The organism is Arcobacter siniprincipis (SeqCode) (assembly GCF_048571125.1).
GTDB lineage: Bacteria > Campylobacterota > Campylobacteria > Campylobacterales > Arcobacteraceae > Arcobacter > Arcobacter siniprincipis.
The window spans coordinates 3,251,353-3,266,384 of record NZ_CP182343.1; the positions used below are offsets into that span (position 1 = coordinate 3,251,353).

General features: G+C 29.5%; 16 protein-coding genes. 7 read left to right on the forward strand and 9 right to left on the reverse strand.

Annotated elements, in window-relative coordinates; all coding sequences use genetic code 11:
• Positions 1-63 precede the first annotated feature (63 nt).
• The 5 genes from frr (at position 64) to ACNI3D_RS16545 (ending at position 5,419) form a co-directional block, all read left to right on the forward strand.
• Positions 64-621, forward strand: coding sequence for a ribosome recycling factor (gene frr, locus ACNI3D_RS16525; RefSeq protein WP_419767761.1), 558 nt, complete (start codon positions 64-66; stop codon positions 619-621).
• Positions 622-623: 2 nt separating this feature from the next.
• Positions 624-1,232, forward strand: a complete 609-nt coding sequence (pyrE, locus tag ACNI3D_RS16530) for an orotate phosphoribosyltransferase (protein WP_129101538.1) — start codon at positions 624-626, stop codon at positions 1,230-1,232.
• A 6-nt stretch (positions 1,233-1,238) separates the two neighbouring features.
• Positions 1,239-1,724 carry an RDD family protein gene (locus ACNI3D_RS16535; protein WP_419767762.1) on the forward strand — a complete coding sequence of 162 codons (486 nt, stop codon included), beginning with the start codon at positions 1,239-1,241 and terminating at the stop codon, positions 1,722-1,724.
• Complete coding sequence (locus ACNI3D_RS16540) at positions 1,725-2,813, forward strand: MFS transporter (RefSeq protein WP_129101536.1); 1,089 nt, start codon at positions 1,725-1,727, stop codon at positions 2,811-2,813.
• A gap of 65 nt (positions 2,814-2,878) precedes the next feature.
• The gene (locus ACNI3D_RS16545) at positions 2,879-5,419 is read left to right on the forward strand and encodes a putative bifunctional diguanylate cyclase/phosphodiesterase (RefSeq protein WP_419767763.1); all 2,541 of its coding nucleotides are present in this window, start codon (positions 2,879-2,881) and stop codon (positions 5,417-5,419) included.
• Between the two features lie 10 nt (positions 5,420-5,429).
• On the opposite strand, the gene ACNI3D_RS16550 is transcribed toward ACNI3D_RS16545, so the two are convergent.
• The 3 genes from ACNI3D_RS16550 to ACNI3D_RS16560 are packed head-to-tail and all read right to left on the reverse strand — an operon-like array spanning position 5,430 to position 6,975.
• Positions 5,430-6,167: a YaaA family protein gene (locus ACNI3D_RS16550; protein WP_419767764.1), complete on the reverse strand. Its 738-nt coding sequence runs from the start codon at positions 6,165-6,167 to the stop codon at positions 5,430-5,432.
• A 7-nt stretch (positions 6,168-6,174) separates the two neighbouring features.
• On the reverse strand, positions 6,175-6,591 hold the full coding sequence (locus tag ACNI3D_RS16555; protein WP_129101533.1) for a YchJ family protein: 417 nt from the start codon (positions 6,589-6,591) through the stop codon (positions 6,175-6,177).
• An 18-nt stretch (positions 6,592-6,609) separates the two neighbouring features.
• Entirely contained in the window at positions 6,610-6,975 is a 366-nt protein-coding gene (locus tag ACNI3D_RS16560) for a hypothetical protein (protein ID WP_419767765.1), read from the reverse strand.
• A gap of 111 nt (positions 6,976-7,086) precedes the next feature.
• Here ACNI3D_RS16560 and ACNI3D_RS16565 point away from each other — a divergent pair, with 111 nt between their 5' ends.
• Together ACNI3D_RS16565 and ACNI3D_RS16570 are read left to right on the forward strand one after the other, a co-directional pair.
• Positions 7,087-7,479 (forward strand): hypothetical protein, encoded by a 393-nt coding sequence (locus ACNI3D_RS16565; RefSeq protein ID WP_419767766.1) that lies wholly within the window; start codon positions 7,087-7,089, stop codon positions 7,477-7,479.
• Positions 7,476-8,648 (forward strand): YbfB/YjiJ family MFS transporter, encoded by a 1,173-nt coding sequence (locus ACNI3D_RS16570; RefSeq protein ID WP_419767767.1) that lies wholly within the window; start codon positions 7,476-7,478, stop codon positions 8,646-8,648. Before ACNI3D_RS16565 ends, ACNI3D_RS16570 begins: the two co-directional genes overlap by 4 nt.
• A 61-nt stretch (positions 8,649-8,709) precedes the next feature.
• Here ACNI3D_RS16570 and ACNI3D_RS16575 read toward each other — a convergent pair whose 3' ends face one another.
• The 6 genes from ACNI3D_RS16575 to gabT form a co-directional block, all read right to left on the reverse strand.
• Positions 8,710-10,104 (reverse strand): aldehyde dehydrogenase family protein, encoded by a 1,395-nt coding sequence (locus ACNI3D_RS16575; RefSeq protein WP_419767768.1) that lies wholly within the window; start codon positions 10,102-10,104, stop codon positions 8,710-8,712.
• 48 nt (positions 10,105-10,152) lie between these two features.
• On the reverse strand, positions 10,153-10,581 hold the full coding sequence (locus ACNI3D_RS16580; protein WP_129101530.1) for a universal stress protein: 429 nt from the start codon (positions 10,579-10,581) through the stop codon (positions 10,153-10,155).
• 12 nt (positions 10,582-10,593) lie between these two features.
• Positions 10,594-11,916, reverse strand: coding sequence for a TRAP transporter large permease (locus ACNI3D_RS16585; protein WP_129101529.1), 1,323 nt, complete (start codon positions 11,914-11,916; stop codon positions 10,594-10,596).
• Positions 11,906-12,448 carry a TRAP transporter small permease subunit gene (locus ACNI3D_RS16590; RefSeq protein WP_129101528.1) on the reverse strand — a complete coding sequence of 181 codons (543 nt, stop codon included), beginning with the start codon at positions 12,446-12,448 and terminating at the stop codon, positions 11,906-11,908. The genes ACNI3D_RS16585 and ACNI3D_RS16590 overlap by 11 nt, the downstream gene beginning before the upstream one ends.
• Positions 12,449-12,474: 26 nt before the next feature.
• Positions 12,475-13,491 (reverse strand): TRAP transporter substrate-binding protein, encoded by a 1,017-nt coding sequence (locus ACNI3D_RS16595; protein WP_129101527.1) that lies wholly within the window; start codon positions 13,489-13,491, stop codon positions 12,475-12,477.
• Positions 13,492-13,637: 146 nt separating this feature from the next.
• Positions 13,638-14,918, reverse strand: a complete 1,281-nt coding sequence (gene gabT / locus ACNI3D_RS16600) for a 4-aminobutyrate--2-oxoglutarate transaminase (RefSeq protein WP_129101526.1) — start codon at positions 14,916-14,918, stop codon at positions 13,638-13,640.
• Between the last annotated feature and the right edge of the window lie 114 nt (positions 14,919-15,032).

The window sequence follows — 15,032 nt, forward strand, 5'->3', positions numbered from 1 at the left end:
TAAGTATGCCAATTAATAAATGGTATAATATGCAAAATTTAATAATAAATCAAAGGAGAGAGAATGTTAAATGAGATTTATTCAGAAACAAAAGAGAAAATGGATAGTGCAATAGAAGCATTAAAAAGAGACTACAAAACACTAAGAACAGGTAAAGTAAGTACTACAATTTTAGATGGGATAAAAATTGATTATTATGGAACACCTACAGAATTAACTCAAGTTGGTTCAGTACTTGCACCTGATGCTACAACAATTGTAATAAACCCTTGGGAAAAACATCTTGTAGGTGATATTGAAAAAGCAATTCAAAATGCTAATATTGGTGTTAATCCAAATAATGATGGTGAAGTAATTAAACTATTTTTCCCTCCTATGACTGTTGACCAAAGAAAAGAGAGTGCAAAACAAGCAAAAGGTATGACTGATGATGCAAAAGTTGCTATTAGAAATATCAGAAAACATGCAAATGATAGAGTAAAAGTTCTTCATAAAGATAAAGAAATAACTGATGATGAAAACAAAAAAGCTCAAGATGAAATACAAAAAATTACAGATTCTTATGTAACAAAAGCTGATGATACTTTCAAGGCAAAAGAAGCTGAAATCTTAAAAGTATAATTATGGTAGTAGAACAAATATACAAAGATGCAAATGCTCTATTAGAAGGTCATTTTAAATTAAGTTCAGGTAATCACTCTAAATACTATTTACAATCAGCAAAAGTGCTAGAAGATCCTAAAACTGCAAAATTATTAGCTGAAGAATTAGCAAAGCAGATAAAAGAATCTGGACTAAAAGTTGATGCTGTTTGTTCACCTGCTCTTGGTGGATTAATTGCAGGATTTGCACTAGCAACTGCCCTTGATGTAAGATTTATCTTTGCAGAGAGAGTTGATGGTGAGATGACTATAAGAAGAGGTTTTGAAGTAACTCGTGGTGAAAAATATATTATCTGTGAAGATATTATTACTACGGGTGGTAGTGCTTTGGAAGCTGCTAAACAAATCGAAAAAGATGGTGGTGAGATACTTGCTTATGCAGCATTAGCTAATAGAGGTTTTTGTTCAAGAGTTGGAAGTGAAATAGAACCAAAAGATAATTGTAAATTACCACTTGATAAACCACTTTTTGCTTTAGATGATTTTACCTTTGAAATGTATGCTCCTGAAAATTGTCCTATGTGTAAAGAAGGATCAGTTGCATATAAACCTGGAAGTAGAGGAAACTAATCCATAATGAGTAGATGGAGAGATATAAAAGCTGGTAAAAAAGAACCACTTAATGAAGAGTCTAAAAACACTAATTTAAACTCTAATATCTGTACATCTATTCCTGCTAGAATTAAGGCCTTTATTGTAGACATGTTTATGATAATGATGCCCTTAGCTTATGTTACAACTTATGTTTTTATGAATGGGAAAGATGACTTCCAAGGCAGTGAAGAAGCAAGATGGAGTCTATCTATTATTTATGGTTTGATTATTATTGTTTTTTGGATAGCAAAAGGTCAAACACCAGGATTAAAAGCTTACAGTTTAAAACTAGTAGATGAAAAAACAAAAGAAAAAATATCCTTCCCAAAAGCTATTTTAAGATATTTATGCTTTTTATTTGCCTCAACTACTATAGTTCTTGCATTTTTACCATTTTTTAGAAAAGATAAAAAAACTTTTCAGGATCTAGTTGCTAATACACTTGTAATTAAAATTTTTAAAAAATAGATGCTTTTTTTTAACTTATCTGCATTTTATTTCTTTTATTTTGCAGCCGTTGCAGTATATGTTATATTTATGCCAAAAGTACTCCATGACATAGGGTACACTCCTTCACAAATTGGAGTAATATTTGCCCTAGCTCCATTGATGAGATTTGCTACTCCATTTTTATTTTTAAAGCATATTAAACTTGATAGAAATATTTTTAGATTAGCATTATTTACTTCAATACTTTGTTCAATTGGATTTTATTTTACACTACATAATTTTTATGCTTTTATGTTAAACAATGCTCTTTTAGGAGTTTGTCTAAGCCTTATATTACCTTATATTGAAGTTATTGCCTTAAAAGATTTGGGTAAAGATAAATATGGAAGATCTAGATTATATGGTTCAATTGGTTTTACGGTAATTGCTTTAGTTTTAGCAAAATTCTTGACTGAACCACAAATTGCATTACACTATTATTTAACTATAAATATTTTTATTGTATTTTTTTCACTTTTACTTTTAAAACATGATGTTGAGCATAAAGATACAATCAGTTCAAAACCCTTTTCTGTTCTTGAATATTGGCCATTTTGGTTAAGTCTATTTTTTATGCAAATAAGTTTTGGTGGCTTTTACAACTTTTTTACTATATATGAAACAGAACATGGAATATCATTAGAAATGACTTCTTATCTTTGGTCTTTTGGAGTGATTTGTGAAATATTAATGTTTTATTTCCAAGCTCCAATATTAAAAAATAATCTTTTAACTATAATAAAATTTTCTATTTTTTTGACTACAATTAGATGGTTATTACTCTATTTATATCCTGATAACTTATATGTGACTTTTTTCACACAATCAATACATGCCTTTTCTTTTGGACTATACCATAGTTCAGTAATTATATATTTGTATTCAATCTATGAAAATAAAAAACTTGCTCAGCAATTTATGTATGGAGTTGCTTATGGACTTGGTGGTTTTATAGGTGCTTTAGTCGCAGGATGGTTATATGGAGAGAATTTATTCTTATATTCTAGTATTTTTGCAGCGATTTCATTACTTTTTGTTAGTACTATAAAAACTGAAAGAAAAATTTAATTATATTTATAATAGTATTATATTATTTTATCTTTATTTACTTGCATTAAGAGAGACTTATCACTATGATTAAAACACTAAAGAATTATTTCCGGATTTCAATACTAGCCATTAGCTTATTACTTTTTCTTATCTTTTATTTTTTTTCTTCGACAATTCATACAAATTTAACAATTCAAGAAAATGAAAGAGTATCTCAATCATTATCAAAACAAATCTTTAACTCTATGTATCAAGTTATGAGAAAAGGCTGGACAAGAGAAGAAATAACTCAATTTATGGGAGATATTAAAAGTTCATTTAAAGAGTCTTCATATAGTATTGAAGTCTACCGTTCAAAAAAAGTTGAAGATCTCTTTGGTAAAATAAATCAAGGAGAAATCACAAAAAATCTACAATATGTCTTTGATACAAAAAAAGAATTTAACCTCTCAAAAGATAATAAAATTAGAAATATAACTCCAATATTGGCAAAACAAGAGTGTTTAGCCTGCCATACAAATTCGAAAGTCGGTGATATTTTAGGTGCTGTTGATATAGAATATGATTTTAATTATCTAATAAATGAAACTAAATACCAATACTTTTTATTGTCATTAATAATCTTACCATTTATGATATTTTGTGCATTTCTAATCTCTGGAAATCTACTAAAAAAAATAGATATTTCGATTAAAGGGTTTAAAGACAAAATAGAAAGTATAAATAGTGTAAAAGATTTTAAAACTTTAGACTTATCACCTCCTAAAAAAAGTTTCACCGAGTTTAACCACATAATGAATGGATTAACTGATTTAAGCAATAAGCTAAGAAATATAGCAGTTGATAAAGATATATTAGAGTTTGAAGTAAAATTACTAGATAAAATGATAATAACCTCTGATGTGATTAGGGACTGGAAAGAGTATATAAAAGATTTATTACATGACATAAATCTTGTATTGCCAGTTCATTGCCTTATTACTATATTTAAAGCAAATGATGAATTTTATGAGATTGAAATTTTTTGGTTAGGAAAACCAAATGATAAAGTAATTAAACACATTGAATCAGTATCATTTGAAATGATTAAATCTCACCACAAGTTGGATATTCTTGATTGTAGTATTAATCACAATTTTACAAATGAAAATTATTCTCTTATAGCTTTAGATATAAAAGATATAGAACATGAAGCAAAATCTATTCTTTTAGATGCTCCAAAAATTGGAGGAATTGTTGGACTTGGAATTCAATCAAATTTAGAAAAAGACTCAATTCATTCAATTGTTATAGACTCTATCTTAACAACTTTATTAAACCTTGTAGGTTCAATTAAAGCCATAAACAAATACACTGAAAACCTAGAATTTTATGCCACTAGAGATCCACTAACATCACTATTTACACAAAGAGTATTTAGAGATTTAATGGAATATGAGATTAAAAGAGCCGCTAGACATGACTACACTTTTGGACTATTAGTTATAGATTGTGATAACTTTAAACCAATAAATGATGCTCATGGCCATACCTTTGGGGATGAATTCTTAAAAGCACTTGGAAATATACTTGCTGATTCAAAAAGGGATGAAGATATACTTTCAAGATATGGAGGAGATGAATTTACCCTAATCTTACCAGAGTGCAATAAAGAAGAGGCCTTTACAGTTGCGCAAAGAATTTTAAATAATGTAAGTGATTTAGAACTAATAAGCCCTGATGGAACTAAATGTAGTATGACTGTTTCTATTGGTATGGCTATGTACCCTGAACACTCAACTTTACAAATTGAGTTATTTAACATAGCAGATGCAATGATGTATGAAGCAAAAACTATGGGTAAAAACTCAATTAAATTTCCAACTGAATATGATTTAGAAGAGATTCATAAGGAAGCTGAAGATAAATCCATGCTTGTTTTAAATGCTATTAAAAATGAAAATATTATTCCTCATTTTCAACCAATAGTAAATCTAAAAACAAACAAATGTGAGATAAATGAACTTTTAATGAGAATAGAAATAGATGGAGAGTATTTACCAGCTGCTAAATTTATAGAAACAGCAGAATCTCTAGGAATAGTTCATAAAATGGATTATATGGTAATAGAAAAAGCTTTTGCAAAAATCAATGAAACAAATTATCAAGGTCTTTTATTTATAAATCTTTCTCCAAAAGCTTTGATTATAAGTGAATTTATAAACAAAATAGTAGTACTTGCCCACAATTATAATATAAACAGAGATAATATAGTATTTGAAATTACAGAAAGAGAGACTGTTAAAAGTTTCTCTTTATTAGAAAGATTTGTTCAAAACCTTAAACTGCAAGGCTTTAGTTTTGCAATAGATGATTTTGGTTCAGGATTTTCTTCTTTTCATTATATTAAAAAGTTTCCAATTGATTATATTAAGATTGATGGAGATTTTATTATAAATATAACTAAAGATAAAAAAGATGTGGCTTTTGTGAAATCAATCGTTGCTTTAGCAAAAGAATTAAAAGTTAAAACAATTGCTGAATTTGTAGAAAATGAAGAGATTTTAGACTTTTTAAAAGATATTGATATTGATTATGTTCAAGGTTACCATATAGGAAAACCAAACAAAGAGATAAGAATGTAAAAATTGCTAATTATTTTATATTCATAATTAGTAATTTTATATTCTTTTTTTCTTGTATCTCCACTAATTCTAAGCCTGGGATTTCGGTATTCATAAACTCAGTTATTGACTGAACACTCTTTTTAGCAAGAGTATTTAAAACCATACCCCTATAATGCTTTGCCCAATGAGATACAACTTTACCATCTTTTAAAAACTTTATTGTTATAACTGTGGCATCTTTAGGTGTGTAAAATTTTTCGTAAAAACCTGCTCTTAAATCAATAATTTCATCGCCAATGTATTCATCTAAATCTTTTGAGAAATTATCTTTATAAAACTTTTCAATATTCATATTTGCTAGCTTAGCACCTTGTTTAAATTTATAATCAGGTATTTTATCACTAGCTTTTATAGGTCCAAATAAATTAGAAAATAAAATTACATTCTCATCAATATAATTTTGTTCTTCCTTTGTCAAGCTATTGTACTCTAAAGCATCAAAAGCTACACCGTTATATCTTTGTATTGCTTTCATAGAAGGTTTGTTTCTCAAGCTCTCTTGATACTTCTTTACATCATCTAGTTTTTTTATTCCAAACCAAGAAGATAGCTCTTGTAAACTTAAACTTTGTACATGCTTTTCATAAACTTCAAAAGCCTCTTGTCTCAAAGAGAATTTTTTTACTAAAAAGAAATTCTCTTTTGAGAAGAGAGTCTCTTCTCCTCCACTATTTTTTGTCTCAGCTGGAGCTAGTAATACCTTCATTTATTTCCTAATCATCTAAGAATTCGCCACTTCTATATAGCCATTTCCCATCTATTTTTAAAAATTTACTTTTCTCAGTAAATGAAACATCCAATCCTCTTTGTTTAATTCCTACTTTAAATGTCACATAAGACTCTTCATCTCCATCTATGAAATCAAGTATTTCAAGACTATAAAAATCATTTGAATTTATAACATCTTGGAGATCTTCTCTCCATTTACTTTTATTTTTCGAGTACTCAATATTATCTTCATGAGTTGTACTAATTATATAATCTATATTTCCTACTACAAAAGCTGAAAATCTAGATTTCATAAGTTCTACAGCAGTTTGTGGATATTCACCTTCATGAAAGATTTTACAACAATTTTTATAACTTTTTTTACTACCACATGGGCAAGCAGCATGTTCATTATAAGCCACATTCACTCCTATTTTTATTTAAGATATTAAATCTTTATACTCTCTTGTTCTAATTTTTCTATTTATTTCTCTTTTTATTATACCAAAGGCATATTTGCTATCTCCTCCACCAATTACAGCTTTTTGAGATTCACAAGAGGGGCATAAAAAATAGGTCTTATGTAATAAATAGTCATTTTCATAAACCAATGTTTCACCACAATCTAAGCAATGACATTTTAAATTTACAATTTCTTTTTTCTTCCATTCCCATCGCCAAGGAACTTCATATAAATTATCTTCTTTATATTTGTAAAAATCCTCTTTTGTCATAAAAAAAGCATAATATAAAACAAGACAAATTATAAACAATCCTATGCCTAAGGCTATATATGTATAATTCAAATAAATCCTTTATAAAAAGTTATTATACAAAAAATTCTATTTAATACAACACTATTTTTTTAGTTATATTTATAATGTTTAATGTATTATTATATAAAACAAAGGAATTAAATGCTTCAAAACTTCCCAATAGAAATTGTATCTAACATTGTATCTTTATTAATTATAATACTAATAATTATAAAATTTATTAATTACAAGAAAAAAGTTGCAGTAATAGATGGATTGTATAAATTAGAAGAGGAAAAAAAATTATCTACAGAGGACAAAGAATTTATCAAGAAAAACCTAAATGAATATCAAGTTTTACATGAGAAACAAATAGGTTTCAATAAACTTATGTATCCAGCTTTTATTTTGGTTGCTGGTATATTTTTTATTTTTTTCGACTTTGCAGAAGCAATGATTCATATTAATATACTTGTTGTTACTTTTATATATTTATATATCAAAAAGATTCATTACAAAAATTATATTGAACTATTAAAGGGTATAAAGATTTGATAAAATCTTTTTCAAAACTTTTTTTAGCTTCATTTTTAATTATCTTATCATGTATGGGTTTAGCTAGATTTGCATTTGGTATGGTTTTACCAAATATGCAAAGTGACTTACATATTTCAACGACAGTTGCAGGATTAATTGGAAGTGCAAACTTTGCTGGATACTTTGTAGGTATAATCTTTGCAAGTAAAATATATTCACACTTTAGAACTACACCTTTAATTTCAATATGTCTTTTTCTTCAAGGTCTTACTATGATATTAATGGCCTTAGCTGATAATTATTTTATTATATGTATTTTATATTTTTTAACTGGTTTTTTAGCTGCCATTTTAAATATTGCCATCATTGTTTATTTATCACATGCAATACCTAATAAGATACGAGGGAAAGCACTTGGAATAGCAGTAAGTGGGAATGGTGTTGGTATTATATTTTCAGGTCTTCTAGTCCCTTATTTAGAACAATTTTATCAAACAAATTCATGGAGAGTATCTTGGATTGTCTTTTCTTTAATTATTATTGTTATTTCCTTTTCAATAAAGTATTTACTAACTTATGATGTGGATCACAGTGTAAAATCAGATGTAAAATTTTATTCTTATATAAAAAATAAAAACTTTTGGAAGATAGGCTCACTTTACTTCTTTTTTGGCATCTCTTATGTCGTGTATGTAACTTTTTTTGTAAGTGCTGCTATTGATAAATGGAATTTGAGTTCACAAATATCTGGTATGTTTTGGTCAACTTTTGGATTTATTTGTATATTTGGAGGATTTTTATTTGGAATAATTGCAGATAAATATGGAACTTTTAAAACACTAATTTTAGTTTTTGGATTTCAAGCGTTCTCTATTTTTATACTTATTTTTAATACACCAAGCTTCGCACTATTTGTTTCTGTATTCTTTTTCGCAATATCAGTGTGGAGTGTACCCACAATGATTACCATGCTTTGTACTGAATTCTTTGGGCTAAAAAAAACGGCACAAGTATTTTCTTTGGTAACTCTTCTTTTTGCTATAGGACAAATTATAGGACCTTTAGCAGCTGGATATATCCATGATACTTTTAAATCTTATGATTATGTATTTTTCATGACTTTTGTATTAAGTTTTTTTGGATTTATTTCTTCTATTATTTTTTCATATAAAAAAATCACTATTTAAATCCATAAAAAAAGGGGGAAACAATAAAGCTTCCCCCTTTTAATTTAGATTAAATCTCTTCTTATAATACTGGTGATTTGATTACCATCATTTTTTGGTTTGTCATCTCTTCCATACTATAGTGTATTCCACCTAATCCTAATCCTGAAGCTTTCGCTCCTCCAAACGGCATCCAATCTACTCTAAATGCTGTATGGTCATTTACCATAATTGCTGTCCCATTTATTCTTTTTACTGCTTTTAATGCCGTATCTATATTTTTTGTAAACACTGCTGCTTGGAAAGAAACATCTAAAGAATTCGCTCTATCGAATGCTTCTTCTATATCTGAGTAAGAATAAATTACTACTACTGGTCCAAATATCTCTTTTTGAGAAATAATTGCATCATCAGATGGGTTTAAAATTACTGTTGGTTCAAAGCAAGAATCTGAAATTCTTTTACCACCAGTTAATATTTTCCCACCTTTTGCTACTGCATCATTTACCCATTCTTCTACTCTATTTACTTCATTATGGTTAATTAGTGGTCCTACTTCTGTTTTAGGGTCTAATTGATCACCAACTACTAATTTAGATGCATAATCAGAAAGTTTAGAAGATACTTCTTCACAAATTGATTCATGCACATATACTCTTTGCACAGAAACACAAACTTGACCTGCATGGTAGAATCCACCTTTACCCAAGTCTGGAATCATTGCATCGATATCTGCATCTGGTTCTACTATTACAGGGGCAACACCACCATGTTCTAGAGCAACTCTTGTTCCATTTGCCACTTTAGATTTTAAGTACCAACCAACTGCACCAGAACCTATAAATGTTAGGAAATCTACTTTAGGAGAAGTTGCAAGCAGTTCTCCTCCATGTCTATCACAAACTACTGCTTGTGCCCATCCTTTTGGAAGTCCTGCTTCTTCTAGAATTTCTACTAATCTTATTGCACTCATTGGAGTTTGAGTTGCTGGTTTGATTACTACTGGGCATCCTACTGCGATTGCTGGAATTACTTGGTGAACTGCTAGGTTAAATGGGTGATTAAATGCTGATATTGCTGCTACCACTCCTATTGGTTCTCTAAATGTGTAAGCCATTCTATTTGCACTTGAAGCTGTATGACCCATTGCCACTTCTTTTCCTTCTAGTGCTCCTAGGGCTTCAATAGATAGTTTTATACCGTTGATTGCTCTATTTATTTCAACTTTAGAATCTACATAAGGCTTCCCACCTTCACTTGCACAAAGTATTGTTAATTCTTCTATTTGAGAAGACATTATTTCTGCTACTTTCTCTAAAATCTCTATTCTTTTATATTTTGGTAAGGCATTCTTATGATCTAAAAAAGTATCACTTGCTAAATCTATCGCTGCTTGTACTTCTTCTTCACTATTAAACGGAACATTCCCTACTACTTTCCCATCATACGGTGATGTTACTTCTATTGTTTTACTCATTTTACTACTCTCCTAAAAAATATTTATATATAAAAAACTATTATTAAACTAACGATTTTCTAATCGTATTACAAATACAGAACAGTGAGCATGTCTAATTACACGCTCAGCTGTGCTACTAATAAAATAACTACTCAGTCCAGGTCTTGTTGCCATCATTACAATTGCATCAGCCTTTCTTCTTTTTGCTTCATCAAGAATCTCATCATGAACAATCCCATCTTTTACTAAAAAAGATACTTTATCCAATGGTAATGAATGTTTATTAGCAATCTCTTTTAATTTATCCAATGCCTCATGATCATAATTTGTTTGATTGTCATCATCTAAAACCACAGAACCATGTATACGATTTTGATTTGTAAATAACAAAGTCATTTTTCCATCATCATCTAAAACTTCCAAGGCACCTTTAAATAACTTTTCGTGATTCTTTGAATATGCAATATGAATCGGTACTAAAATATTTTTAAACATTAAAACTTTCCTTTATCCCATAATCAAATCGGGTAGCCAAACAACAATGTCTGGAAAAATCATACAAATAATTAATACAACTAAATTAATAAGTATAAAAGGAGTTACTGATTTATAAATTTCACCCATCCCTACATCAGGAGGAGTAATCCCTTTAAGATAAAACAGCGCAAATCCATAAGGTGGTGTTTGAACTGCAATTAAAATATTAATAATCATCAATACACCAAACCAAATTGGGTCATAACCCAATGAAACTGCAATAGGCGTAAATAACGGTGCACACATTAATACAATAACATAATCATCAAGTATAAATCCCAATAATATCATTATAACTTGGAACATCATAATAATAACAATTGGAGGTAAATCTAAACCTTGTGCAAAATTAGCAATCATACTTTGAATTCCCATAAGTAACTGGAAATTACTAAATAATGAAGCACCTAAAATAATCCACATAGCAACACTAATCAATGAAGCTGCTTGTAAACCTGCTTTTTTGAATATTTCAAATTTAAATCGTTTAAAAAACATTGCAAGAACAACTGCTCCTGCTACTCCTAGGGCACCTGATTCAGTTGGTGTAGCTATACCTAAAATAATACTACCTAAAACAACAAAAATCAAACCTATAGAAAAAAATCCATCTACAGCTATTTTAAATTTATCTTTTGCTTTTAAAACAGGTAAACCTATTGTTTCACTAAGCAAAGGAGCACGCTTTGGATTTAGTTTTGTACTAATTACGATATAAATTATTATAAGTGTAATCGTCAATAAAGCTGGCATAATTGCACCTATAAACATTCGTCCAACTGAATTGTGTGTTGAAGCTGCAAACATAACCATTGGAATACTTGGAGGAATTAATATTCCTAAAGCACCACCTGCCATAATTGTTCCAAGCGCTAACTTACGATCATATCCTGCATCTAGCATTGGTTTTAAAGCAATACTTCCAGAACTCATAATTCCAGCACCAATTATTCCAACCATAGCTCCAATCATAGAACAGATAAAAACAACACTAATCGCTAGTGAACCACGAACTTTACCAATCATTAATTGACTTGCTTTAAACATAGCATCGCCAATTCCCGTATGTGTTAACAGCTGTCCCATATAAATATAAAGAGGAATAGCCAGTAAAATATAACTAAAATATGTCGATTCTATTGTTGTTGGTATTACATTAAAGATTCCTGTTCCCCAAGAAAAATAACCAATTAACATGGCAATTCCACCTAGTGCTAGACCTACAGGAGATCCAATTATGAAGAAAAATAAAAGACAAAGTAATAAAACAATAGAAAGTGTCTCAATTCCCATTTTTATGCTCCTTTTCTAAAAGTGGTGTTCCTGTAAAAAGGAAATAAAGTTCTGTAATCAAATCTCTAAATAATTGAACTATAAAGAATCCACTTGCAATACAAAACATAAGCCAGAAATGCCACATTGGAGGAGCCCATTCCGTTTGACGACGATAGTTTAAAGCCATAGCTTCATTAAACTTAGTAAGACAAAGATAACAAACAATAATAAGAAAAAAGATACCTAAAGAATAAGTAATAAGATTAAAAATAGCCTTAACTCGAGGAGAAACTTTTATATAGAATATATCTACATTAATATGAGATCTTTTTTGTTGGGCATAAGCTCCACCTATCGCAGCAACATAACCAAATAGGAATAATGCCATATCAAATGTCCAAATAGGAGGGGAATCAAACATATATCGAGCTATTGTTCCATAAAAAACAACAAAAGCAAGCATGGGTACCATTACTGATACCCCCTTGCCTAACCACATAACCGATGTATCAATTGATACACAAAATAGTTGTAAAATCCTTTTAAACATGGTAATACTTGTTCAAAATTCAATTACTAGTTTTGTGTTTTTCTAAGAACATCAATTAATTGTTTACTATATGGACCTTTTTTAGAATATTCATCCCATAAACCAGCACCTGCTTTTTTCCAAGCTGCTTTATCAGCTTCTGAAGGTTCTGGACTCCATTTTAGACCTTTTTTAACCATTTCATCAACAGCTTCTTTTTCCCATTGTCTTGATTTAGTTAATTGTTCTTTTGCATGATCTACAGTTGCTTCATACACTTCTTTTTTTAATTTATCAGATAATTTATCCCAAGCTGATTTATTAACAAGAATAGGTAATACTTGTGCACCAGCTAATGGTAATTTATACATATATTTCGCAACTTCTACGTGATTTCCATCTCTGTGGTCAATCATATTTGAACCAATAGAACCATCAATAACACCTGTTGCTAAACTTGTATAAATTTCACTCCAAGCTAAAGATACAGGAGATGCTCCTAAGTTTCTTAAGAATTTACCATATGCACCTGGTGCTCTAATTTTAAGCCCTTGGAAATCTGCAATTGAATTAATTGGTTTTTTAGTAATAATATAAACTGGTGGTTGAATATAAGGCTCTAACCATACAAGTCCTTGAGCAGCGTAAGCTTTTTTAAGGATATCTCCAAAACCTTGTTCATGGAAAAGTTTATATAATTTATCAGTATCTGCTGTACCACCTGGTAAACCAAGTTCAACTATACCTGCTGGTAATTCTCCTGCATTAAGTGCTTGGAAAGGTGCAATCATTTGTACTAAACCTGATTTTGCAGCTCCTAATAATCCAGAACTACCAACACCTTCTCCTGAGAAAAGTACTTGAACTTTAATCTCTCCATTAGTTTTTGTTTCTATTCCTTTAGCAAGATCTTCATAGATTTTACCAAATGCTGTTCCTCGTCCGTATAAATTACCGAACCTCCAATTAAACTCTGCTGCAGAAGCAGTATCAACCATAGCCATAACACCTAATAATGCAATTATAGATGTCGCCATTATGTTCTTTTTTAACTTACTAAACATTTTATTCCTTTTTATTTTTATTTTTATTTTCTCAATTAAAACTTTTAATTAATGATTTACAAAAAAGTAAATCATTAGTATCCAGATTAGTTGTTTACACCTATTTTAATAATAAAAAGTCCCCCCTTTTCTTATAATTTAAATTTCTATTTTATTAAACTTCTAAATAACTCTGAGAATTTATCTAAACCTTCATTTGCAGTTTCATCACTTATTGTTAATGGAGGTAAAAATCTAATTACATTTCCGTTATATCCACAAGATAATAAAATCAATCCATACTCTACTGCTTTTGAAATAATTGCTTTAGTTAAGTCTGTATTTGGAACATTCGCATCACCATCAACCATTAATTCCATTGCAATCATAGAACCTTTATTTCGTACATGAGATATTAATGTTGGGAATTCATTTTGTAATTCAGTTAATCTTTTATTGAATAAATCTCCAATAATTACTGATCTATTTAATAAATCTTCTTCTTCCATAACTTTAAGTACTGCTAAACCTGCTGCACAACCTACTGGTGAACCACCATAAGTTCCCCCTAATCCACCAGGAACAGGAGCATCCATAATTTCTGATTTTCCAACAACTGCTGATAATGGATAACCACCAGCAATACCTTTTGCCATAGTCATTAAATCTGGTTCAACACCTGAATATTCACTATTAAACATTTTTCCAGTTCTACCAAATCCTGATTGAATCTCATCAAAAATTAATACAATTCCATTTTCATCACATATTTTTCTTAAAGCTTGTAATAGTTCAACTGGTGTTTGGTAAAATCCACCCTCACCTTGAACTGGTTCTACAATAATTGCTGCTACATCTTCTGCTACTACATCTGATTTAAATACATTTTTAATAGCTCTTAAAGAATCTTCAACAGTAGCACCATAAGCATCAGCTGGAAAAGGAACATGATAAATTTCACCAGGAAATGGTCCAAATCCAATTTTGTAAGGGGCTGTTTTACCTGTTAATGCCATTGTTAAACTAGTTCTTCCATGAAAAGCTCCATTAAATGCGATTACAGCTCTTCTTTTTGTATGTGCTCTTGCAATTTTTACACAGTTTTCAACTGCTTCTGCACCAGTTGTTACAAAAATTGCTTTTTTTGGAGTATCACCAGGAGCTAATGCAGTTAATTTTTCTGCTAATTCAACTGCTACTTCATAAGGATTTACCATTACACAAGTATGACTAAAATTTTCTATTTGTGTTTTTACAGCTTCAACAATTTTTGGATGACTATGCCCTGTATTACATACAGCTATCCCTGTTCCAAAATCAATAAATCTATTACCTTCAACATCCCAAACTTCTGCATTTTTTGCTTCTTTAACAAATACAGGATAAGTATTTCCTTGTCCTCTAGCAAATACTTTGTTTTTTCGTTCTTGTAATTTTTGATTTGTCATTTTTTTCCTCTTTTATTTTTAATAATTTTGCTTCATTTAATTATTACAGAAGAGAGTACTCAAATAGTATCATTATTGATTATTTTTAATGTTTTATTAAAGGATATTTATAGA